Here is a 21,653-nt window from a genome sequence, read left to right as displayed (position 1 = left end):
AGTCCGAAATCCGTGCGTAGAGGCAGGCCCGCGATCGCCGCCGTGGCGATCGCGGGCCTCACCGCCGCCCTACCAGCACCCGCCCAGGCCGAACCGACGGCCCGACCACCCGCGGCGGCTTCCGCCCCGGCGGCAGAAACGTCCAAGTCCGGCAAGGACGTCAGCGTCACGCTGATCACCGGCGACAAGGTGCGGCTGCCGGGCGGGGACACGAAGAAGGTGGCCGTCGAGCCGGCGGCGGGCCGGGAGAACGTCGGCTTCACCACCTACAGCCTGAAGGATCACACGTATTTCATCCCGGCCGATGTGACGAAGGACGTCGGCGCCGGCCGGATCGATCGCCGGCTCTTCGACGTGACGCAGTTGGTGAAGGACGGTTACGACGACACGTCGACCAGTACGATTCCGGTGCTGACGACGTACGCCAAAGCCGCGAAACGTGCCGTGCCGAAGAGCGCGAAGCTCACCCGGCAACTGCCGTCGATCGGCGGCGCGGCCCTGAAAGTCAGCAAGAACAACGCGAAAACCTTCCTGAGCACGGCCGGTTTCAGCAAGCTCTGGCTGGACGGCAAGCGCAAGCTCACCCTTGACCAGTCCGTGCCGCAGATCGGTGGTCCGGTCGCGTGGCAGGCCGGGTACACCGGCAAGGGCGTCTCGGTCGCGGTCCTCGACACCGGTGTCGACGCGACCCATCCGGACCTCGCGACCCAGATCGCGGGCGCGAAGAACTTCACCACCGAGTCGACCGAGTCGACCGACGACCTGATCGGCCACGGGACGCATGTCGCCTCGACGATCGCGGGTACGGGCGCGGCGTCCGGCGGTAAGTACAAGGGTGTCGCGCCGGACGCGAAGATCTACGACGGCAAGGTCTGTACGGGCCGGGGTTGCGCGGACTCCGCCATCCTGGCCGGGATGGAGTGGGCCGCGAAGGACGTCAAGGCGAACATCGTCAATCTCAGTCTCGGCGGCACGGACACCCCGGAGCTGGACCCGGTGGAAGAAGCGGTGAACCGGCTGACCGCCGAGACCGGCACGCTGTTCGTGATCTCGGCCGGCAACGAGGGACCGGGTGACGGCACGATCGGCTCGCCCGGCAGCGCCGACGCCGCCCTTACCGTCGGCAACGTGACGAAGCAGGATGCCCTCAACGAGACGTCCAGTCGTGGCCCGCGAGTTGGTGACGGTGCCCTGAAGCCGGATGTGACCGCGCCGGGTACGGACATCGTCGCGGCGAAGTCGAAGGACTCGTCGATCGGTGAGCCGGTCGGCGACAAGTACCTGAAACTGTCCGGAACATCGATGGCGACGCCACACACCGCCGGCGCGGCCGCGATCCTGCTGCAGGAGCACCCGTCCTGGAAGCCGGCCGACGTCAAGTCCGCACTGATGGGCTCGGCCAAGGTGGTCGCCGATCAGACCTCCTTCCAGCAGGGCGCGGGCCGGATCGACCTGACCAAGGCGATCAAGCAGACCGTGGTCGCCGAGCCCGGCAGCATCTCCTTCGGCAAGGCGTTGTTTCCCCACACCGACGACCAGCCGGTGACTCGTGCGGTGACGTTCCGCAACCTGGGTGGTGACCCCGTCACACTGTCGCTGACCTCGGAGCTCACTGCTCCAGGCGGGTCGCCGGCACCGGCCGGTGCGTTGAAGCTGAGCGCCGACTCGGTGACTGTCCCGGCCGGCGGCACGGCGTCCGTACAGGCAATGTCAGACACCTCGCTGGGCGGTGCGGACGGTCTGTACAGCGGCCGCATCACGGCAACCGGCGGCGGCCAGACGGTTGTCGTCCCGGCGGGTGTCAACAAGGAAGGTCCGGTCTACAACCTGACCGTCAAGACGGTTCAGGCTGACGGCAAGCCGAACACCGATTACGACGTGCACTTGCTCGGCATCGACAAGGACGTCTCGGAAAGGTACCTGCCGGACTCGACCGGTACCGTGACGCTTCGGCTGCCGCAGGGCGAGTACCTGGTCGACCAGTTCCAGGAGTTCGAGCGGGGACCGGAGGACTGGATCTTCTTCGTGCTGACCGCCCCGAAGATCGAGCTGACCTCCGACCGGACAGTGGTCCTCGACGCCCGCAAGGCGAAGCCCGTGACGACGACGGTGCCACGCGCCGACGCCCAGCAGGCGAACGGCTTCATCGGGTACACCCGGGTCGTCGACCAGGGTGCGCCGTACTCGTACGGAGCGGCCGGGTTCAAGTCCGGAACGATGTTCACGTACAGCACCGGACCGAAGCTGTCCGCTGCCGAGCTGAACGGAGAGATCACGTCCCAGTGGGGCGTACCCGGCGCCGACGGACTGTACTCGAACACGCCGTACCTGTACGGCATCGCCGACTACATCCCGGGCGAGTTGCCGACCGGCTTCCACCGGCAGGTCAAGCAGTCCGACCTCGCCACCGTGGACAGCACCGTGAACGCGACCGACGGGGCGCGGATGTTCAAGCTGATGTTCCCGAACGCCCCGAACGGCAGCGGTGGGTATGCGCGCGTCATTCGCGTCGACGCGCCGCGAACGATCCGGTACTACCTCGACGAGATCGCGGACGGCTGGAACGGCGCGATCGAACCGGACACCGACCACCTGCCGATTCCTATCCCGGCCTGGCGGCTTGACGAGGCTCCGGTGAACTACCGGTCCGGCCGGTCGTACCAGGAGCGGTGGAACGCGGCCACGTTCGTGCCGTCGGTACGGACGGCGAAGCGGTCCGCGGACGCGCTGGCGCTGTCGGTGTCCAACCTCGCCGATGCCGACGGTCATGTGGGCTGGGTGGACACGACTTCCGGGGGCATGAAGCTCTACCGGGAAGGGACGGAGATCGCCTCGGCCGACTCGTTCTACGAACTGGTTGCCAGTGGTCTGCCGGCCGGCAAGGCGTCGTACAAGCTGGTCGCGACCGGGACGCAGGCGGTGCTGCCGTTCTCGACCAGGATCGATTTGGAGGCAACCTTCACCTCGTCGGCAGATCAGCCCGGAGTCGCGATCCACACGGTCGGGTTCCGGCCGGAGGTGGACGGGACCAACACGATGGCCCGGAAGCCGGTCACGGTCCTGCCCGTTCAGGTGCAGGGCGGCCCGGTGAGCAAGCTGAAGATCGAGTACTCCGGCGACGCCGGCGTCACCTGGCGGCAGGCGCCGGTCACCGGCGGCAAGGCGATCTTCCCAACCCCCGCCGGCAAGTCGGTCTCCCTGCGCTCAACCGCCACCGACGCGGCCGGCAACACCACCACCCAAACCGTCATCGCTGCCTACAACCAGCGGTGACCATCTGCAGTTCGACAGGTAGTGCACCGGCGAAACACCGTACACGGAAGAGCGATCACGCTCAGGTGCACCAGGTCACCGCCGGACACCTCCTGTCGAGCCGCTGATCCGCCCCACAACGAAACAGCAGGCCCCCGCTCGCCCCGGGGACCTGCTGTTTTCGTTGGCTCAGATCAGGCCGAGGTCCTTCACCGCGGCGCGCTCCTCGCCCAGCTCGGCGACGGAGGCGTCGATCTTGCCGCGGGAGAAGTCGTTGAGCTCCAGGCCCTGCACGATCTCCCAGTTGCCGTCCTTCGTGGTCACCGGGAACGACGAGATCAGGCCCTCCGGCACGCCGTACGATCCGTCGGAGACGACCGACATCGAGACCCAGTCACCGTCGGCGGTGCCGCGCAGCCAGTCGCGGGTGTGGTCGATGGTGGCGGCCGCGGCCGAGGCCGCCGAGGACGCGCCGCGGGCCTCGATGATCGCGGCGCCGCGCTTCTGCACGGTCGGGAGGAAGTCGTTCTCCAGCCAGGCCTGGTCGTTCACGACCTCGGCGGCGTTCTTGCCGGCTACCTCGGCGTGGAAGATGTCCGGGTACTGGGTGGCCGAGTGGTTGCCCCAGATGGTCATCTTCTTCAGGTCGGTGACGTGGACGCCGGCCTTCTTCGCGAGCTGCGCCAGCGCCCGGTTGTGGTCCAGCCGGGTCAGCGCCGAGAACCGCTCGGCCGGGATGTCCGGCGCGTTGGTCTTCGCGATCAGCGCGTTCGTGTTCGCCGGGTTGCCGGTGACGGTGATCCGGACGTCGTCCGCGGCGTGGTCGTTCAGCGCCTTGCCCTGGCCGGTGAAGATCGCGCCGTTCGCCGCCAGCAGTTCGCCGCGCTCCATGCCCTTGGTCCGCGGCCGCGCGCCGACCAGCAGCGCGACGTTGACACCGTCGAAGACCTTGTTCGGGTCGTCGCCGATCTCGATCCCGGCCAGCCCCGGGAAGGCGCTGTCCTCGAGCTCCATCACGACGCCCTCGAGGGCCTTCAGCGCTGGGGTGATCTCCAGCAGCCGCAGCTCCACCGGGGTGTCGGGCCCGAGCAGCGCGCCGCTCGCGATTCGGAACAGCAGGCCGTAACTGACATTCCCCGCGGCCCCCGTGACGGCCACCTTCACCGGTGTAGTGCTCACGACACGCTCCTAGCTCATCCGATTGTGTGCTTCGGACGCTAGCAAGCCGTACGTTGCCGACCAACGCTGGGGGGAGCCGAATAGCTCACATCCCAATGCATCGTTCACCGATCGGTCATCCGGCGTACGTCGCGGCGCCGATGCCGTACCCGAGGGTGGCTCGCAGTCCCCTGACTTGTAAGGAGAAGCCCATGAAGCTGTCCAGCCGGCTGGTGCCGGTCGCCGCCTCGGCCCTCGCGGTCGCCGCGGCCGCCATCGTCCCGCAGGCACTACCGTCCGGGCAGCCGGCCCCAATGGGTGGCGCTGACAGCGCCGCCGCGAGCAAGCACGACGACTTCGTCATCGTCGGTCATCGCGGCGCGTCCGGGTACCGGCCGGAGCACACCCTGGCGTCGTACGAGCTGGCCGCCCGGATGGGTGCCGACTTCATCGAGCCCGACCTGGTCACCACCAAGGACCGGGTCCTGGTCGCCCGGCACGAACCGGAGATCGGCGGCACCACCGACGTCGCGAGCCACCCGGAGTTCGCGGCCCGGAAGAAGACCAAGCAGCTCGACGGCGTCGCGGTCACCGGCTGGTTCGCCGAGGACTTCACGCTGGCCGAGCTGAAGACGCTGCGCGCCAAGGAGCGGATTCCCGCCACCCGTCAGCACAACACCGTCTTCGACGGGCGCTACCAGGTGCCGACCTTCCAGGAAGTGATCGACCTCAGCCGCCGCCTGTCCAAGGAGCTCGGCCGGCCGATCGGCATCTACCCGGAGACCAAGCACCCGACGTACTTCCGCCAGCAGGGCCTCGCGCTCGAGCCCGCGCTGGTGAAGACCCTGAACCGCAACAACCTGAACAAGAAGGACGCCAAGGTGTACGTCCAGTCCTTCGAGGTGTCCAACCTGAAGGCGCTGCACAAGGAGCTTCGCGTCCCGCTGGTGCAGCTGACCAGCGCGTCCGGTGCGCCGTACGACTTCGTGGTCGCCGGTGACAAGCGCACGTACGCCGATGTGGTCACCGCGTTGGGCCTGCGCGAGGTCGCGACGTACGCCGCCGGGGTCGGGCCGAGCAAGGACCAGGTCATTCCGCTCGATGCCGCCGGCAAGCTCGGGAAGCCGACCAGCCTGGTCGCGGACGCGCACCGGGCGGGCCTGGTCGTGCACCCGTACACCTTCCGGGTCGAGAACACCTTCCTGCCGGCCGAGTACGACAGCTCCGCGAACCCGAGTGACTCCGGCAACCTGTTCGGCGAGATCGCCGCGTTCCGGCGCGCCGGGATCGACGGGCTGTTCACCGACAACACCGACATCGCCGTCGCCGAGGAGCGCGACGGCAAGTAGGTAGCTGACAGGATGGGTGGGTGGAACGACAGGTCGGCTCCGGGATCGCGAGCGTGGAAGCACAGGCCGACGGTACGTTCGTACTGCGGATCGACGGCACGCCTCAGTCCCAGGTCGATCTCGCCGATCCCACCCACCTGCCGTTCGAGTACATGCGCCGGATCGGTGACGTCGTCGACGCGGTCGCGCCGCGGCGGCAGCCGGTCGCGGTCGCGCATATCGGCGGGGCCGCGCTCAGCCTGCCGCGGTACGTCGCCGCGACCCGCCCGCGATCCCGGCAGATCGTGCTGGAACCGGACGAGGACCTGACCGACTTCGTCCGGGAGGCGCTGCCGCTGCCGAAGCGGGCCGGGATCAAGGTACGGCCGGTCAGCGGCCGTGCCGGGATCGGCGAACTGTACGACGACTCGATGGATCTGCTGATCCTGGACGCGTTCGAGCACGAGGCAGTACCGGCGAATCTGGTCACCGCCGAGTTCTTCGCGGAGTGCAGGCGCGTACTGCGGCCGACCGGCGTACTGGTGGCGAATCTGATCGACGGGAAGGCCGGGTTGCCGTTCATCCGGCGGACCGCCGCGACCGTGCAGTCGGTGGTTGGGGCGGGGGTCGTACTCGCGGAGCGGAAGATCTTGCGAGGCAAGGGATTTGGCAACGTGATCATGGTCGCGTCGGCGCAACCCGTACCGGAGCTGGTTGACGCGGGTCGGCGGGCACAACCGCCGTACGACGTGCAGCCGCTGGGGGAGATGGCCGGAAAGGCAGCGCCGCTGACCGACGCCGAAGGCTTCGTCACACCGCAGGCACCACCCGCTGTCTTCCGCACCTGACCTCGTCCTGGCTTCCGGGCCTGAGCCGTTCCTGGTCGCGGGCGTCTGCTCGCGCCGAGCTGACTCGGTCGACGGCGCGGGCGGCGGCTGATCGTTCCGCATGCGTCGCGCCGGTCGCTTGGATCAGGTGGTCCAGCCGGTCACGACCCGGTAGGCGCGTGCCCTGGAGCCAGGCCTGGATGGTCGTGCGGGGGATGCCCGTCAGTTGTTCGAGGGTCCTCGACGATCGCGGCCGCACCAGCGCGGCGACAGCGGCACCGAGGTCAGTCAGGCTCTCCGCGTTCTCCAGCAGTTGCACAAGGTCGCGCGGATCACGAGACGCTCGCTCCCAACGACGCCGCCACACCGGCAGAAGATCAGCCGGTACGCCACAACCGGTCAGGTACGCCGCGGTCACCGCCCAGGTCGGCAGCTGCTTCCCGCTGGTGGCGCGGATCAGCTGCGGATGCGAGTAGTGCGCCCGCTCGGCCAACTGCCGGTACGTGAGCCCGGCGTGCCGGCGGACCCGACCCAAGGCAGCCGCGAAGTCATCCACGCGTTTAAACATAACTCAACATCATTCAACAGATCAAGAAGCCGGTTAGGCTTGGGGACGTGTCTGTCGCAACGGTTTCCGCCCTGGCCTATTACCCGGTGAAAGGTCTGGCCGGGATCCCCGTCGAGCAGGCCGAGGTCGGCCCGACGGGTCTGCTCGACGACCGGAACTTCATGCTGGTCGAGCCCGACGGCACGTTCCTCAGCCAGCGCAAGTTGCCCGCGATGGCGACGCTGCGCGCCGAGCTGGCCGGCGACCGGCTCCGGTTGTCGGCCGCCGATGCCCCTGACCTGGAAGTGCCGATCCGGTACGACGGCAAGCGGCGGGATGTCAGTCTGTTCGGGAAGTGGTTCGGCCTGGGCGTAGTACAGGAGCCGGCCGTGGACGAGTGGTTCAGTGCCCGGCTCGGTACGTCCGCCGCGCTGGTCCGCGTGACGCCCGAACACGAACGGCCCGGCTGGGGCGCGCACCGCGGGCTGACCGGTTTCGGCGACGCGCACGCGCTGATGGTCACGTCGCTGGCATCACTCGACGGCCTGAACGCGCGCATCCTCGAACACGGCGGCGCCGCGATCCCGATGAACCGCTTCCGCCCGAACCTGGTGATCAGTGGCTGGCCGGAGCCGCACACCGAGGACCAGGTGCTCCGGATGACCGCCGGGACGGTCGAGATCGGGTACTCCGCGCGTGGCATCCGTTGCGCCGTACCGACCGTCGATCAGGCCACCGGCACCAAGTCCGGCCCCGAACCGACCCGGACCTTGGCGACGTACCGGCGCGAACCGGCGTACGGCGGCGGGGTCAGCTTCGGCATCAAAGCCGCCGTGCTGACCCCCGGAACCCTCCACGTAGGCGACGAAATCACCGTCCACGAATGGATCGCCGAGGGCGCGGACCCCGCCCCGGCTACTCGTACCTAACAGCCGCCTGTAGCTAACAGCCGACCCGCGCGCGACCGCTGACTGCTTTGTAGGTGCAGGTGTCGAAGGTCTTACCGGCCGGCGTCTGGAACCGGGCGGTGTCGCCGGTGTTGTTCCAGATGTAGTTGCCCTGGTTCCAGTACAGCGTCTGCGCCCGGTTCCGGTTCTTCCCGGTCCGCACGATCGCGGTCGTCCGCCCCGGCAGCACGTACCCCCGTGGGAACACGAACTTGTGGTTCGCCGCATCCAGCACCCGGTACCCGGACAGGTTGATCGGCCGGCTGCTGAGGTTCCGGACGGTGAAGAACTCGTTGTTCAACTGCGCGTTCGTCCGCACATCCGGCCCCGGCGGGTCGTACTGGATGCCGCTCAGCACCACCGTGATCGCCGCCGACGCGGTCAACGGCGCAATCGCCACCGACCCAGCCAGGACAACCGCGGCGGTGGCAGCGGAAATGAGCGTGCGGAAGCGTCGTACGGACAACGGAATCCCCTTCGGCAGTGGGCCGATGTCCCCCCGGCCCGATGAGTGAAAGCTGCCGGTTCCCCCCGGCGGACGCACACGCTAGCTGTCACGCTCCGTGCTCGTCAAGGGGTCATTTCAGGGTTGCCGTGACTCCGTGCTGTAGGAGGGTGACTCGGTCGGCCAGGCCGGCTGCTTCGAAGGCGGCGACGAAGGTGTCGGGGCCTTCGGAGAAGTGGGTCCAGCCTTCGGTGTGTACGGGGATGATGGTGGCCGGGGCGAGTAGGCGGGCTGCTTCGACCGCGTCGGTTGAGGTGAGGGTGAGGTTGGCGCCGTCCAAGAGCGTGGTGCGGGCCGCGCCGGCGAACAGGACGGCGACGTCGATCGGGGCGAAACGGTCGGCGATTTCCTTGACCAGGCCAACGTTCGCGTTGTCGCCGGACACGTACACGGTCGGCAGACCGTCGCCCTGTAGGACGAATCCGGTCACCACACCCAGTACTGCCTCGGCGCCTTCCGGGCCGTGCAGCGCGGGTACGCCGGTCACCGTGAGTACGCCACCGTCCGGGCGCGGGAGCTCGATCGACTCCCAGTTCGCCAGGCCGCGTACGCCGGGGATCCGCGTCGCCGCGTCCGGTGTCGAGAGGACGGTCGGGATCGACGGCAGCAGTTCCCGGCCGGCGTCGTCGAGGTTGTCCTTGTGCTGGTCGTGCGACACCAGCGCGACGTCGACCCGGCCGAGCTCGGCGAACGGTACCGCCGGGCCGGTCAGCTTCCGCATCACCCGGCCGGGCAGCTGGTACTCGCGCGGCTCGTCGAACGCCGGGTCGATCAGGAACGTCAGGCCACCGAGCTCGAAGGCGGCGGTCGGGCCGCCGATGTGCGTGATCTTCATGACCACGATCCTCGCCGCCGCGAGCACGCTCCAACAGTGGCCCGCGAGTCATGGATGCCGAAGATCGGGCCAACCTGACGCATACTGGACGGGTGCGTAAAGTCGCGGTCCTCGCCTTCGACGGGATCAGCCCGTTCCACCTGTCCGTACCGTGCCTGGTGCTCGGCGAACGACGCGCGCCGGCGGAGCGGTACGACGTACGCGTCTGCGCCGGGGAACCGGGATCGCTGCGGACGAACGCCGGCTTCGGGATCAGCGTCCCGCACGGCCTGGACGCGATGGACCAGGCCGACGTCGTCGTACTGCCCAGCTGGCAACCAGGCCTCGACGCATCGGACGAGTTGCTGACCGCGATCCGGCGGGCGCACGCGCGCGGGGCGACCGTGGTCGGGCTGTGCATCGGGGCGTTCCTGGTCGCGGCGAGCGGGATCGCGGACGGCCGGGAGGTGTGTACGCATTGGCGCTTCGCGGACGAGCTGCGTACGCGCTATCCGGGCCTCGCGGTTCGCGCCGATGTGCTCTGGTCGGACCTTGGTGACGTCATCACCTCGGCCGGTACGGCGTCGTCGCTGGACTGCTGCCTGCACCTGGTGCGTACGCACTATGGCGTCGAGGTGGCGCAGCAGGTGGCCCGCGACATCGTCGTCGCGCCACACCGGAGCGGGTCGCAGGCGCAGTACATCCCGGTGCCCGTACCGGCGGACCCGGCCGACGACCCGATCGAGAAGGCGATGGTGTGGGCCCGCGAACGGCTCGACCGGCCGGTGTCGCTGGACGAGTGGGCCGGGGTGGCGGCGATGTCGCGGCGGACGTTCACCCGGCAGTTCCGGGCCCGGACCGGGAGCTCCGGGCAGGCGTGGCTACTGCGGCAGCGGCTGGACCGGGCCCGATTGTTGCTGGAGACAACCGATCGCCCGGTCGAGCGGGTCGCGTCCGAGAGCGGCTTCGGCAGCGCGGACACGCTCCGGCACCACTTCCACTCGGTGCTCGGAACGACACCCCAACGGCACCGGCAGGAGTTCTACAGCAGCGCGAACAGGGTGTAGATCGCCGGCGCCGCGAACGTCACGAGCAGCACCCAGGCGATCATCCGGTGCCCCGGTTTGCCACGGTCCAGCGACGAGGCGAACGACAGCACCGCGCCCTCCTCGGTGTGCCGGCTCAACCCCATCCGCTTCGCTTCCTCCGGCCGCCGATCCGGCCGCTCCGCCGCGAACGCGTCCGGATGAATCCCGAAATGCGCCGGCCCGGCCCGATCCACATCGTCCCGCTCGAAAAACATCCAGCCTCCCGCAGGTCGGTGAACCAGGCACCTACGCCCATGGTCCCACCAACCCACGAGAAACAACCGAACCCACCTACGAGAACTTCGCCACCCACGCGTTGCGGTCGGTGCAAATGATCAGCAACGTGCATGTCTGCTTGGAATCGAAACCGACACCAAGAGTGGTCAGCCCACAATTCAGCACGGTGCTTTGGGCGTTCTTCATCAACCGGTTGTAGGCCTGCTGTGCAGTCATCTTGTTGCCGCCGGCTCCGGTGCCGCTGTTCAGGTTTTGGCCTGACGCGGCGCGGTCGGAGGCGGTCGACCGGGCGCCGCCGGTCAGGCTCGGGTCCTGCTTCAGGCGCGCGCACCCGTTGTCCACCCGCGCGTTGTCGATCAGATCGAACAACTGCTTCTCGGTGCTGGTCATCCGGCCGTCCACCGGCGGGGGAGGCGGCGGTGTGTACGTCGTGGTCTTCGTCGGCGTCGGCTTCGACGTGGTGATCGTGCGTCCCGGCGAGGTCGGTCCCGTTGTCGGCTCCGTCGAGGTCGGAGCGGACGTCGGTCCATCCGTCGGCGAGTCGGTCGGCGTACCGGTCGGCACCGTGGTCGGCGACGCCGAGTTGGTCGGCGTACCCGTCGGTGTCGCGGTCGGCGTGGCGCTCGGCGTGACCGTCGGCGTACCGGTGGGCGTCGCGCTCGGCGGAGTACTCACCGGCGCCGACGGAGTCGACTTCGCCGCCTTGGTGCTCGGCGTGATGTACGTGTCATCCGTCCGCGTCACAACCGGCACGGAAGCATCCGCGTTGTCGTTCTGCGGCTGATGCAACAAGATCCACGAAACCGGCGTAATCACCACCACCACAGCACCAATAGCAACCACCGCCCGCCGCCCCCGCCCAACCGGCCGCTCCCCCCGACCCCCACGCCCCCCAGACCGACCAGCCCCGGACCCACCAGCACCCGATCCACCAGCGCCGGAACCACCAGCGCCGGATCCACCAGCCCCGGACCCACCAGCACCGGATCCACTACGCCCTGAAGTACGAGCCCCTCCAAGAGCCCTCGTCCCCGCCGCACTCGAGCCACCGGCAGCACCGGCAGCACTCGAGTCACCGGCAGCAGCCGCCGACGAACCAACTCCCGCGCCAACGACGCGCTCACCAGAGGCACTGCTCGAGACCCCAACACCCCCAATCGACCCAACACCAGCGGTCAACCCGGCAGCACCCGCACCACCGGTCGCACCGGCAGCACCTACACCGGCCGCGCCTGCCCCCGCAGCGCCCGGCCGGCCCGTCGACCCGGTAGCACCCAGGCCACCGGTTGCTCCGGCAGCACCTGTACCTGCAGCGCCCGCGCCGGTGGTGTGGGCGGGGTGGTTGGTGTTCGTGGGTGTGGTGACCGGGGTGGTTGGTGCGTCGCCGAGGGAAGCCCAGTCGTCGGCCACCTGGCGGGAGGACCAGGCGGTGGTGGCGGCAGTCGTACCAGCGGCACCGGCGGCAGTACCAGCGGCAGTATCAGCGGCACCGGCGGTCGTACCAGTGGTGGCGCCGGCGGGAGGTTTGGCTGTCGGCTGGTCTGGTGCCGGGGTGCGGCGGGCCGCGCGGCGGGCTCGGCTCGGTGGTGGAGTGGCCGGCGTCGGCTCAGGGTCCACGCCGGCAATTGACTGTGCGACCCACGACGGATTCCCACCCGCCGCCCGCTGCCCCAACCCGGAACCAGACCCAACCCCAGGAATCGGCCCAGCAACCGACCCACCGGACGACCCGGCATACGACCCAGGAATTGGCCCAGCAGCCGACCCATCGGACGACCCGGCGTCGGCGGTTGAGGCCGGGGGGTTGTTCTCTGGGGCCGTGTAGCTGGGTAGGGCGGTGCGGGGTGCGTACTGCGGGGTGGCTGGGCGGGATTGGGTGCTTCCGGCCCAGAACGGGGACTCGTTCGACGTGCTCGTGTTCTGGGCCCAGAACGGTGAGTCGTCGGTGGAGCGTGGTGCGTAGCGTGGTGGTTCGGGTGGTGCGGGCGGGGTTGATTCCGCGGGCGGGGTGGACCGGTTGCCGGAGCGCGACGAGCGGGTCGCCGCTCGGGTCGCCTTCCGGCGCGGTTTGTACCGGCCGTTGCCGGACTCGGACATTATTTCGTTGTTCCTCTCAAAGTCGCGCCCCCAAGACGTGCCTCATCAGCCGTCTCACCGGTGCCCCCCAGGTACGCCCGGCGACAGGACAAGGACGGATCTACCCGCCACGACCGGCCGCGAATCGGCCGGACATTGTGAGCGTGACACAACGTTTCATCAACACTCGGTGTCTTCAGCACAGTGACATCCGGGACAACAGTGACAGCCGGTACAACCTGAACAAGCGGCACCGGTCAGCTCCGGCCGAAATCCTGGACCCAGCTGCCCGGTCCCCAGTCCGGTTTCACCTGGCCGGGGTCGTACCCGACTCCGATCGAGGTGAACCGGCAGTTCAGGATGTTCTTCCGGTGGCCGTCGCTCTTCATCCAGGCAGTGACCACCTTCTGCGCGGAGTCGTACCCGGCGGCGATGTTCTCGCCCCAGCCCGACCCCCGGTACCCGGCGGCCGCCATCCGGTCGCCCGGCCCTTCGCCGTCGGGATTCTTGTGGTCCATGTAGTGCCGCCGGACCATGTCCGACGCGTGCCGCCCGGCCGCCTCGACCAGCGCGCTGTCGAGCCGGAGCGGTCCGCAGCCTTGCTGCTCACGGATCCGGTTCGTGTAGTCGAGCACCTGCCGCTCCTGCGCGTTCGTACCGCCTCCGCTGGGCGGCGGTTCCGGCGTATCGCTCGGCTTCGGCTCGGTCGTCTTCGTCTTGGTCGGCGTGTCCCGCGGCGTGCTGCTCGTACTCCGGGTCGGCCGCGGTTTCCCGGCTCCGTGGTCTGTGCGCCCCGGGGTCGGCGGCACGGTCACGGTCGTCACCCCAACAGTCGGCACAGTCGACACCGTGGGGGTGGTGAGTGAGCTGCTCGGGCTGTCACTCGGCGTACCGGTCGTGGCCGGTGTCGTCGACGTCGAGGTCGAGGTCGTCCCGGTTCCGAGCGCCGGCGTACCGATCACGGCGGTCGTCGTGCGCCCGTCCGGCAGTGTCTTGGTGATGGTGATCAGCGGCGTACCGGACGTACCTTCGCTCGACCCGCCGTCGACGCGGCTGTTCTCGGCGACGTTCAGCACGGTGGTGGCGTCGTTGGTGTGCGAGGTGTCGCGCGACATCAGCCAGACCACCGGGCCGATCGCGAGCAGTACCGACAGCGCGCTGACGATCGGGCCGATCAGGCCACGGCTCCGCCGGGGAGCTCGTCTGCTGCCGCGGTGCCGCCGGGGGGTAGGCGAATCCGTCATGGCTGGGCGAATCCTTTGTTCTTCGTCGTACCGTGTGCGCGTCGTTCCCCGTTGGTCCTGCCAGGTCCCCCCCTGGTCACCGAACAGCGACCTTAACCGACGCGCGAGGTCATCGTTACAAACCCGAGAACCCTCTTAACAATCCCTGAAGAAAACGATTGACTGAACGTGTTGCGGCTCGGCGGCCGATGTTCAGCCGCCGAAGTCCTGCACCCAGCTGCCGTTGCCCCAGTCGTCCTTGACCCGCCCGCTGTCGTAGCCGATCCCGATCATGGAGTACGCGCAGTTCAGGATGTTGGCGCGATGACCGGGACTGTTCATCCAGCCTTTCAGTACGGCCGCCGCACTGGTGTACCCGACCGCGATGTTCTCGGCCATCGAACCCCCGCCGAACCCGGCCGCCTTCATCCGGTCGAACGGACTGCGCCCGTCCAGACTGTCGTGCGCGAAGTAGTGCTCGTCGACCATGTCGGCCGCATGCGCCGCGGCGGCCTTGGTGAGTGCGCTGTTCGTCCGCAGTGGACCACAGCCGGCCTTGGCGCGTTCCTGGTTGGTGAGCGCGAGCACCTGCGCCTCCGCCGGCCCTGACCCGCCATCGGGCTTGGGCGCCTTGGTCTTCGTCTTCTTCGCCGTGGGTGTCGGCGTCGGAGTGTGGGTCGGCGTGGACGTCGTCTTGGTGGGGCTCGGCGTACGCGTACTCCCGCGACTCGGCGCGCTACTCGTACGCCCCGGCGTCACACGCGGCTTGGCCGACGCCGACGCCGACGCCGACGCCGACGCGGACGCCGAGGCCGGTGCCGATGCGGACGGTGATGCTGGCGGTGATGCGGAAGGCCGCGCCGAGGCGCTCGTCGTCGCGTCGTCGCCAGCCGGCGTCACCGAGGTGACCAGACCCTCCTGGCTGACCACCTTGCCCGGGTGGGACTCGCGCAGAACGAACCACCCCACCCCCGCCAGCAGTACCAGCGCCGACAACGATGCGATCAGCGGCCCGGCCACACCACTTGCCCGGGACCGTCGGTGGTTCGTCATGTCGTGCAGCCTTGCCCGGGCACGCGGTTGCCGATGCCGCCGTACCCGGCCCCTTCACGAACCTTTGACTATCGCAACCGTTTCAAACGGCCGGAGCATCAAGCCGTCGAGCGGGCGATCACGATGTCCGCGATGACCTTCCAGCCCAGACTTCGGTACAGCCGCAGGCCGTCGATCGACGCGATCAGGATGCCGCGTTTCGCGCCCTTCGCCGCCGCTGCCTCGACCAGCGACGCCATCACCGCGCTGCCCAGTCCGCGCCGCCGGTGCGCCGGGTCGGTCTCGATCCGGTCCGCGACCGCGTCCTCGCCGACGACCGCCATCCGGCCGCTCGACACCACGCCGCCGTGCAACGTGGCCCGGGTGATGATCAGGTCGTCCTCGAGCTCGGTGTGCAACGCGTACCGCTCGTGCAGTTTGAGCGCCGGTTGCTCGGACAGCTGGATGGTCATCAGCCAGTCCTGATCCTGCTGGACCTCCAGACCGAGATCCTCCAACTGCTCGATCCGGGCTTCCTTGTCGTCGGTGGCCAGGGTGATCCACCCGGCGCCGCGGCCTCCGCCGTCGGCGAGGGCCAGCTGCGCCGCTCGTTCCACCCGTTCAGGCTTGTCGTCCGCGTCCAGTACGACGTACTCCGTCGGTCGGCTCTCCTCACCTGCGCGGACGGTCAGAATGCCGTCGTTGTCGTCCTCAACCGTGGTCCAGCCACGCGAGACGGACCACCCGGCCTGCCAACGGCGGACGAGTTCCTCACGATCTCTCACCCGTCGATTCAAGCAGCCCGATCCCCGCACGGCGAGGGGAACCGGTGTCGCATCTCACCAACCCGCCGTAAATTTCCGCCTCCACCCGGTAACCGTTACCCCCGCCCCACACCACCGCGCAACCCCCAACCCCACGCCATTTCAGAGGTGAACCACCGCGGTTGTCCCTTCACCACCCGCATGCGTGGGGCGAAGGGACAGCGCCGGAGGTTAACCACTCAAATGGTTTTGGCCGGCGGATCGGTGGCGTGGTCGGTTTGGAGGAGGTCGAAGGTGAGGAGGTTGTTGTGGGTGCCGTCGCGGCGCGGGCTGGCGAGGCGTTCGGTGCCGACCAGGGTGAAGCCGGTGGCTTCGGCGACGTGGGCGGAGGCGGTGTTCCCGTCCGCCGCGTGCAGGACCAGGCGACGCCGGCCGAGACCGCCGTCCGCGATCGGGGTGAAGGCGTGCGCGATGACCAGCCGGACCGCCGTTGTCATCACCTTGCGGCCGCGGGCATCCGGGTGCGCCCAGTACCCGATCTCGCCGCTGGTCGGGTCGAACCGGTTGTCCAGGTCGAAGATGCTCACGTTGCCGAGAAGTTCGTCGCTGACGGCATCGGCGATTGCCCAGGACACGACCCGTCCGCTCGCCTGCCCGGCCGTTTCCCCGGCGATGAACTTCTCGGCGTCGCTCAGCTCGTACGGCGAAGGCATGCCCGTGAGCCAGTACTGCGTCCGCTCGTCACTGCAAGCCTCTTGTACGCGCCGTGCGTCCGTCTCCCGCAACCGCCGCAGCCGGACGCCACCGTCCTCAAGTACGGGCACGGTCCACCAGTTGCCCTGCGGTTCCAGCTCGTCGCCGCGACTCACGGACGCGACCCATTCGTCCTCGCGTACGCCGCGCGCCCGGCCGCCGTCCGGAATCGTCACCAGGTCCCGGAACCCGGTCTTCCACGCCACCCGGCGACTCGCCCAGTTGCCGACGAACGCGCGCCAGATCACTCGGGTCCAGTCCAGTTCGTCGAACGCGTACCGCACCGCGAGTCGTGCCGCCCGGGTCATCACACCCTGGCCCCGGACCGCCGGGCCGACCGCGAACCCGATCTCGCCGACGCCGCCCTCGCCGTCGTGCAGGCCGACGGTGCCGGCGTACGCGCCGTCGTACTCGATCGCCCAGGACCAGCCGGTGTTCTCCCGCCAGCCGGCCGGGATCTGCTCGGTCAGGAAGCCGACCGCGTGCTCGCGCAGGTACGGGACCGGGATGGTGGTCCAGCGCTGCATCACGGGGTCCTGGCACATCTCGAACACGGTGTCGATGTCGTCCGCCGAGTGTGCACGCAGGGTCACCACGCCGTCGGTCAGGACCGGGACATCTTCGGGAAATCGCATGCTTCAGGGTGACCCGCTGCCCCCGGGCAAGCAACATATTTGAACGCGTTTCACCGCTCGCGGGGCTATTGTGGCTGCTGTGAACGGAGCCGGAGCAGAACCGCCACGGGGCCGCGGTGGCCAGCTGGCCGCCCAGCGCCAGGCCACGATAGTTGCCGAGGTCAACAGCCGGGGCGCGATCACGGTGGCCGAGCTGGTCGACCGGTTCGGGGTCTCGGACATGACGATCCGGCGCGATCTGGACGCGCTGGACTCCAGCGGCCTGCTGCACAAGGTGCACGGCGGCGCGACGTCGGTCGGACTGCGCAGCGCGCACGAGCCGGGCTTCGACGCCAAGCTGACGCAGGAGTCCGCGGCCAAGCAGGCGATCGCCGCCGAGGCCGCGACCCGGGTCCAACCGGACAGCGCGATCGGCATCGGCGCGGGCACCACCACGTACGCGCTGGCCCGGCAGCTGCTCCGGGTGGAGAACCTGACCGTCGTGACGAACTCGGCGCGGATCGCCGACGTGTTCCACGGCAACGGCCGCTCGGACCGTACCGTCGTCCTGATCGGCGGCATCCGGACGCCGTCGGATGCTCTGGTCGGCCCGATCGCGACCGCCGCGCTGGCATCGCTGCATCTGGACCTGTTGTTCCTCGGGGCACACGGTGTCGACGCGGAGCACGGGTTGAGTACGCCGAACCTGATGGAAGCCGAGACGAACCGGTCGTTCATCGCCGCCAGCCGTGAGGTGGTCGTGGTCGCCGACCACACCAAGTGGGGGACGGTCGGCCTGAGTACGTTCGCGACCTGGTCCGACCTGGACGTGATCGTCACCGACAACGGCCTCTCCACGGCCGCCCGCAAAGCGATGCGCGACACCGGATGTGACCTAGTCGTCGCTTCATGAAGCTCGGCAGGTCCTACTGGATTCTCTGGACCGCTGGTGCCGTTTCGTTTGCCGGGGACGGGATCATGTTCGGGGCGTTGCCGTTGCTGGCGGCGTCGATCACCCGGGATCCGCGGATCGTGTCGCTCAGCGAAGCGGCCGGGAACGTCGGGTGGTTGCTGCTCGGTTTGATCTCCGGCGTGATGGTGGACCGCTGGCGGCGGACGAGCACGATGTGGATCGTCGACGCGGTCCGGGCCGTGCTCGCGGGGGTCTTCGCGGCCGCCGTGCTGTCCGGTCTGGTGACGATCCCGCTGTTGCTGGTGACCGCGTTCCTGCTCGGCATGCTGGCGCCGTTCTTCGACAACGCGGCATCGGTGGTGGTGATCGACGTCGTGGCACCGGCCGCCCTCGAACGCGCCAACGGTTACAACCAGGCGTCCCTGCTGCTGTTGAGCAACCTGATCGGCCCGCCGCTCGGCGCGGCGTTGTTCGTCCTCAGCCACGGGCTGCCGATGCTGCTGAACGCGATCTCGTTCGCGCTCGCGGCCCTGCTGGTGTGGACGGTTCGCCGCGCGGCGCCGGCCCGCGTACGCGCGCCCGACCGGCATCTCGGGCGTGAACTTCGCGAAGGACTTGTCTACCTCTGGCAGCACAAACTGCTGCGTACGCTCTGCCTGCTGCTGACCGTTGTCAACGGTGTCGGTGCGGGGATCATCTCGATCCTGGTCCTGTACGTACTCGAGGTGCTGCACTTGCCGGCGCAGGGTTTCGGCTGGCTGGTCGCGATCTACGCGGTCGGTGGCGTCGCCGGCGCGTTCCTGGCACCGCGGTTGTCGCGCCGGTTCGGCATCACCGTGAACCTGGTCGGCGCGATGGTGATCGGCAGTGTGGCGACGATCGTCTTCGGCCTGGTTCCGGTGTTCGCGGTGGTCGCGGGCGCGTCGATCATGCTCGGTTTCGGCGGCACCTGGTGGAACGTCGTGTCGATCACCCTGCGGCAGCGGATCGTCCCGGCCGAGCTGCTCGGCCGGGTGACCGCGGTCTACCGGATGGTCGCGTTCTGCGCCGCGCCGGTGGGTGCGGTCGGCGCCGGTTTCCTCGCCCACACCACCAACCTGCGGACGCCGTACTTCGCCCTCGGCGTGCTGCAACTGGTCGCCACGGCCGTGTCCGCACCGCTGATCCGGCGCGAGGTACGCGCCTCAGCCCCCACGACGGCCGCAGCCGAGGCAGGAACCGCAAGCTGATCCCGGGAACCACAAGCTGATCCCGGGAAGGCGTCAGCTGAGGCGGGAAGCGCCGGCTGACGGTGTCGCGGCGAGCGAACTCGGGGCGCTGAAACCGTGCTCGGCAAAGGCCTTCTCAATCGCGGCCAGGACGGATTCGGCCGCGTCCGCCTCGGTCAGCGCGATGATGCAGCCGCCGAAACCACCGCCGGTCATCCGCGCGCCGAGCGCACCGGCCGCGAGCGCGGTGTCGACCGCGACATCCAGCTCCGGCACGGTGATCTCGAAGTCGTCCCGCAACGAAGCGTGCGACGCGGTGAACAGCGGCCCGACCTCGCGCAGTTTGCCGGCCCGCATCAACGCGACCGCGTCCTCGACCCGCCGGATCTCGGTGACCACATGGCGTACGCGCTTTCGTACGACCTCGTCCTTCAGCCGGGCAAGCGCATCGTCCAGGTCCGCGTACGCGATCGACCGCAGCGCCGGTACGCCGAGCTCGGCCGCCGCCTGCTCGCAGCTCTTCCGGCGGGCGGCGTACTCGCCGTCGACATGCCGATGCGGCGCCTTCACGTCGACCACAAGCAGCGCGAGACCATCGGCCGGCGGATCGAACGGGATCTGATCGGTGGCCATCGCGCGAATGTCGAAGAACAGCGCATGCCCCGCGGTGCAGCACATCGAGGCCATCTGATCCATCAGCCCGACCGGCGCCCCGACATATTGGTTCTCGGCCCGCTGCGCCAGCCGCGCGACCTCGGCCGGATCGACTTCGGCCTCAGCCAGGCCGAGTAACGCGGACAACGTGGCGCACAGCAACGCGGCGGACGAGGACAGTCCGGCGCCGGACGGGAGGTCCGAGTCGAACAGCAGGTTCGCGCCGCCGATCGGGTAGCCGGCTTCGCGCAGCACCCACGCGGCCCCGGCCGGGTACGCGGCCCAGTCGCCGACCGAACCAGGCGCCAGCTCGTCGATCCCGAACTCGATCACCCCGGGCCGCCCGGCGGACGAGACCGCGATCCGGCCGTCGTCGCGCTTGGCGGCGGTGACCAGAATCCGGTTCGGCAACGCGATCGGGAGGACCAGGCCGTCGTTGTAGTCGGTGTGTTCGCCGATCAGGTTGACCCGGCCGGGTGCCCGCCAGCTGCCGTCCGCCGGCTTGCCGAAAAGATCTTCGAAGGAGCTCACGAACCGGCCTTCCGCAGGGTTTCGGCCACGTCCTCGGGCCGGGTGTCACTGATGAACGCGCCCATCCCGGACTCGGAACCGGCCAGGTACTTGATCTTGTCCGCGGCCCGCCGGATCGACAACACCTCCAGGTGCAGGTATCCGAGTTCACGGTCGACGCGTACCGGCGCCTGGTGCCAGGCGGCGATGTACGGCAGCGGCTCGCCGTACAGCCCGTCGAGCCGGTGCAGGACGTCCAGGTACAGCTCGGCGAAGTCGTCGCGTTCGCCGACCGACAGCTCGTCGATCCCGGCCAGCTGCCGGTGCGGGTACAGGTGCACCTCGACCGGCCAGCGGGCGGCTTCCGGCACGAACGCGGTCCAGTTCCCGTTCTCGGCGACGACGCGCGTACCCTCCTTGCGCTCCGCGGCCAGGACATCGGCGAACAGGTTGCTACCGGCAACTTCCTGGTGTTTGCGCGCCTGGGTCAGCAGGTTCCGCATCCGCGGCGGGACGAAGGGGTACGCGTAGATCTGGCCGTGCGGGTGGCTGAGCGTGACGCCGATCTCGCGGCCGCGGTTCTCGAACGGGAAGACCAGCTCGACGTCGTCGCGGGCGCCGAGCTCGGCGGTCCGGTCGGCCCAGGTGTCGACGACCAGCCGGGCCTGGCCCTGGGACAGGTCGGTGAAGGACCGGTTGTGGTCGCTGGTGAAGCAGACCACCTCGGTCCGGCCGGGGCCGGCGAAGGACGGGAACCGGTTCTCGAACACGGCCACGTTGTAGTCGTGGTCCGGGATCTCGGTCGGGTTGCCGGGTTTGCTCGCGCACAGCGGGCACTGATCGGCCGGCGGCAGGTAGGTCCGGGTGTTGCGGTGGGTCGCGTACGTGATCACGTCGCCGGTCAGCGGGTCCGTACGCAGCTCCACCTGCGGTTGGGGCGCGGGCAGGCCACGGCTGTCCTCGAGCGGTACTCGTACCGGCGCGTCGGCCGGGTCGTAGTAGATCAGCTCGCGTCCGTCGGACAGGGTGGTACCGGTCCGGCGTACTCCGCGGGGTGTGTTCATCGTGTGGCCCTCCCGGCCGTTCGACGTGTCCGGCCAGGAATCAGCATAAACCAACAAAGTCGAACAGTCGCGCTGCCGGTACGATTGGGAAATGGACGACGATTACGCCCAACGCCCGCCCTCTCGTGGTCTGACGAGA

The 21,653-nt window shown here is 69.0% G+C and carries 20 protein-coding genes; 8 read left to right on the top strand and 12 right to left on the bottom strand.

The genetic code is table 11. The features are described 5' to 3' along the window. The first annotated feature begins 12 nt into the window (after nt 1-12). Nucleotides 13-3,273 (top strand): S8 family peptidase, encoded by a 3,261-nt coding sequence (locus HDA44_RS20230; RefSeq protein ID WP_337906181.1) that lies wholly within the window; start codon nt 13-15, stop codon nt 3,271-3,273. Between the two features lie 168 nt (nt 3,274-3,441). Here HDA44_RS20230 and HDA44_RS20225 read toward each other — a convergent pair whose 3' ends face one another. Next, nucleotides 3,442-4,431, bottom strand: coding sequence for a malate dehydrogenase (locus HDA44_RS20225; protein ID WP_184836700.1), 990 nt, complete (start codon nt 4,429-4,431; stop codon nt 3,442-3,444). 191 nt (nt 4,432-4,622) lie between these two features. On the opposite strand from HDA44_RS20225, the gene HDA44_RS20220 reads away from it, so the two are divergent. Further along, nucleotides 4,623-5,759, top strand: coding sequence for a glycerophosphodiester phosphodiesterase (locus HDA44_RS20220; RefSeq protein WP_184836697.1), 1,137 nt, complete (start codon nt 4,623-4,625; stop codon nt 5,757-5,759). Between the two features lie 20 nt (nt 5,760-5,779). Beyond that, on the top strand, nt 5,780-6,586 hold the full coding sequence (locus HDA44_RS20215; protein ID WP_184836695.1) for a fused MFS/spermidine synthase: 807 nt from the start codon (nt 5,780-5,782) through the stop codon (nt 6,584-6,586). Here the strand turns inward: HDA44_RS20215 and HDA44_RS20210 are convergent. Continuing rightward, entirely contained in the window at nt 6,549-7,121 is a 573-nt protein-coding gene (locus HDA44_RS20210) for a helix-turn-helix domain-containing protein (protein WP_184836693.1), read from the bottom strand. The two genes, HDA44_RS20215 and HDA44_RS20210, sit on opposite strands and share 38 nt — an antisense overlap. A gap of 59 nt (nt 7,122-7,180) precedes the next feature. On the opposite strand from HDA44_RS20210, the gene HDA44_RS38610 reads away from it, so the two are divergent. Continuing rightward, a complete protein-coding gene (locus HDA44_RS38610; RefSeq protein ID WP_184836691.1) occupies nt 7,181-8,041 on the top strand; it encodes an MOSC N-terminal beta barrel domain-containing protein in 861 nt (286 codons plus the stop codon). A 13-nt stretch (nt 8,042-8,054) separates the two neighbouring features. Here the strand turns inward: HDA44_RS38610 and HDA44_RS20200 are convergent, their stop codons facing one another. Together HDA44_RS20200 and HDA44_RS20195 are read right to left on the bottom strand one after the other, a co-directional pair. Next, entirely contained in the window at nt 8,055-8,525 is a 471-nt protein-coding gene (locus HDA44_RS20200; protein WP_184836689.1) for a lamin tail domain-containing protein, read from the bottom strand. A 112-nt stretch (nt 8,526-8,637) separates the two neighbouring features. Further along, complete coding sequence (locus HDA44_RS20195) at nt 8,638-9,399, bottom strand: MBL fold metallo-hydrolase (RefSeq protein WP_184836688.1); 762 nt, start codon at nt 9,397-9,399, stop codon at nt 8,638-8,640. 92 nt (nt 9,400-9,491) lie between these two features. On the opposite strand from HDA44_RS20195, the gene HDA44_RS20190 reads away from it, so the two are divergent. Continuing rightward, the gene (locus tag HDA44_RS20190) at nt 9,492-10,445 is read left to right on the top strand and encodes a GlxA family transcriptional regulator (RefSeq protein WP_337906180.1); all 954 of its coding nucleotides are present in this window, start codon (nt 9,492-9,494) and stop codon (nt 10,443-10,445) included. Here HDA44_RS20190 and HDA44_RS20185 read toward each other — a convergent pair. Next, nucleotides 10,421-10,681: a hypothetical protein gene (locus HDA44_RS20185; RefSeq protein ID WP_184836686.1), complete on the bottom strand. Its 261-nt coding sequence runs from the start codon at nt 10,679-10,681 to the stop codon at nt 10,421-10,423. The two genes, HDA44_RS20190 and HDA44_RS20185, sit on opposite strands and share 25 nt — an antisense overlap. A 76-nt stretch (nt 10,682-10,757) precedes the next feature. After that, nucleotides 10,758-11,093 carry a spore germination YkwD domain-containing protein gene (locus HDA44_RS37395; protein ID WP_238353601.1) on the bottom strand — a complete coding sequence of 112 codons (336 nt, stop codon included), beginning with the start codon at nt 11,091-11,093 and terminating at the stop codon, nt 10,758-10,760. 31 nt (nt 11,094-11,124) lie between these two features. On the opposite strand from HDA44_RS37395, the gene HDA44_RS38145 reads away from it, so the two are divergent. Further along, nucleotides 11,125-11,487, top strand: a complete 363-nt coding sequence (locus tag HDA44_RS38145; protein ID WP_272956428.1) for a hypothetical protein — start codon at nt 11,125-11,127, stop codon at nt 11,485-11,487. 1,549 nt (nt 11,488-13,036) lie between these two features. On the opposite strand, the gene HDA44_RS20175 is transcribed toward HDA44_RS38145, so the two are convergent. From HDA44_RS20175 to HDA44_RS20160, 4 genes are all read right to left on the bottom strand, one after another. Then, entirely contained in the window at nt 13,037-14,023 is a 987-nt protein-coding gene (locus HDA44_RS20175) for a CAP domain-containing protein (RefSeq protein WP_184836684.1), read from the bottom strand. A gap of 192 nt (nt 14,024-14,215) precedes the next feature. Next, entirely contained in the window at nt 14,216-15,055 is an 840-nt protein-coding gene (locus HDA44_RS20170) for a CAP domain-containing protein (RefSeq protein ID WP_184836683.1), read from the bottom strand. A 98-nt stretch (nt 15,056-15,153) separates the two neighbouring features. Then, a complete protein-coding gene (locus HDA44_RS20165; protein ID WP_184836682.1) occupies nt 15,154-15,819 on the bottom strand; it encodes a GNAT family N-acetyltransferase in 666 nt (221 codons plus the stop codon). A 218-nt stretch (nt 15,820-16,037) separates the two neighbouring features. Next, nucleotides 16,038-17,186 (bottom strand): GNAT family N-acetyltransferase, encoded by a 1,149-nt coding sequence (locus HDA44_RS20160; protein ID WP_184836681.1) that lies wholly within the window; start codon nt 17,184-17,186, stop codon nt 16,038-16,040. 79 nt (nt 17,187-17,265) lie between these two features. On the opposite strand from HDA44_RS20160, the gene HDA44_RS20155 reads away from it, so the two are divergent. Both HDA44_RS20155 and HDA44_RS20150 read left to right on the top strand, forming a co-directional pair. Then, nucleotides 17,266-18,078 (top strand): DeoR/GlpR family DNA-binding transcription regulator, encoded by an 813-nt coding sequence (locus HDA44_RS20155; RefSeq protein WP_184836680.1) that lies wholly within the window; start codon nt 17,266-17,268, stop codon nt 18,076-18,078. Next, nucleotides 18,075-19,307, top strand: a complete 1,233-nt coding sequence (locus tag HDA44_RS20150; protein WP_184836679.1) for an MFS transporter — start codon at nt 18,075-18,077, stop codon at nt 19,305-19,307. The genes HDA44_RS20155 and HDA44_RS20150 overlap by 4 nt, the downstream gene beginning before the upstream one ends. 33 nt (nt 19,308-19,340) lie before the next feature. Here the strand turns inward: HDA44_RS20150 and galK are convergent, their stop codons facing one another. Next, nucleotides 19,341-20,471, bottom strand: coding sequence for a galactokinase (gene galK, locus HDA44_RS20145; RefSeq protein ID WP_184836678.1), 1,131 nt, complete (start codon nt 20,469-20,471; stop codon nt 19,341-19,343). After that, nucleotides 20,468-21,514, bottom strand: coding sequence for a galactose-1-phosphate uridylyltransferase (galT, locus tag HDA44_RS20140; protein ID WP_184836677.1), 1,047 nt, complete (start codon nt 21,512-21,514; stop codon nt 20,468-20,470). Before galT ends, galK begins: the two co-directional genes overlap by 4 nt. Nucleotides 21,515-21,653: the final 139 nt, after the last annotated feature.

Source organism: Kribbella solani (assembly GCF_014205295.1).
Taxonomy (GTDB): domain Bacteria; phylum Actinomycetota; class Actinomycetes; order Propionibacteriales; family Kribbellaceae; genus Kribbella; species Kribbella solani.
This window is presented reverse-complemented; position numbering and strand designations above follow the sequence as displayed.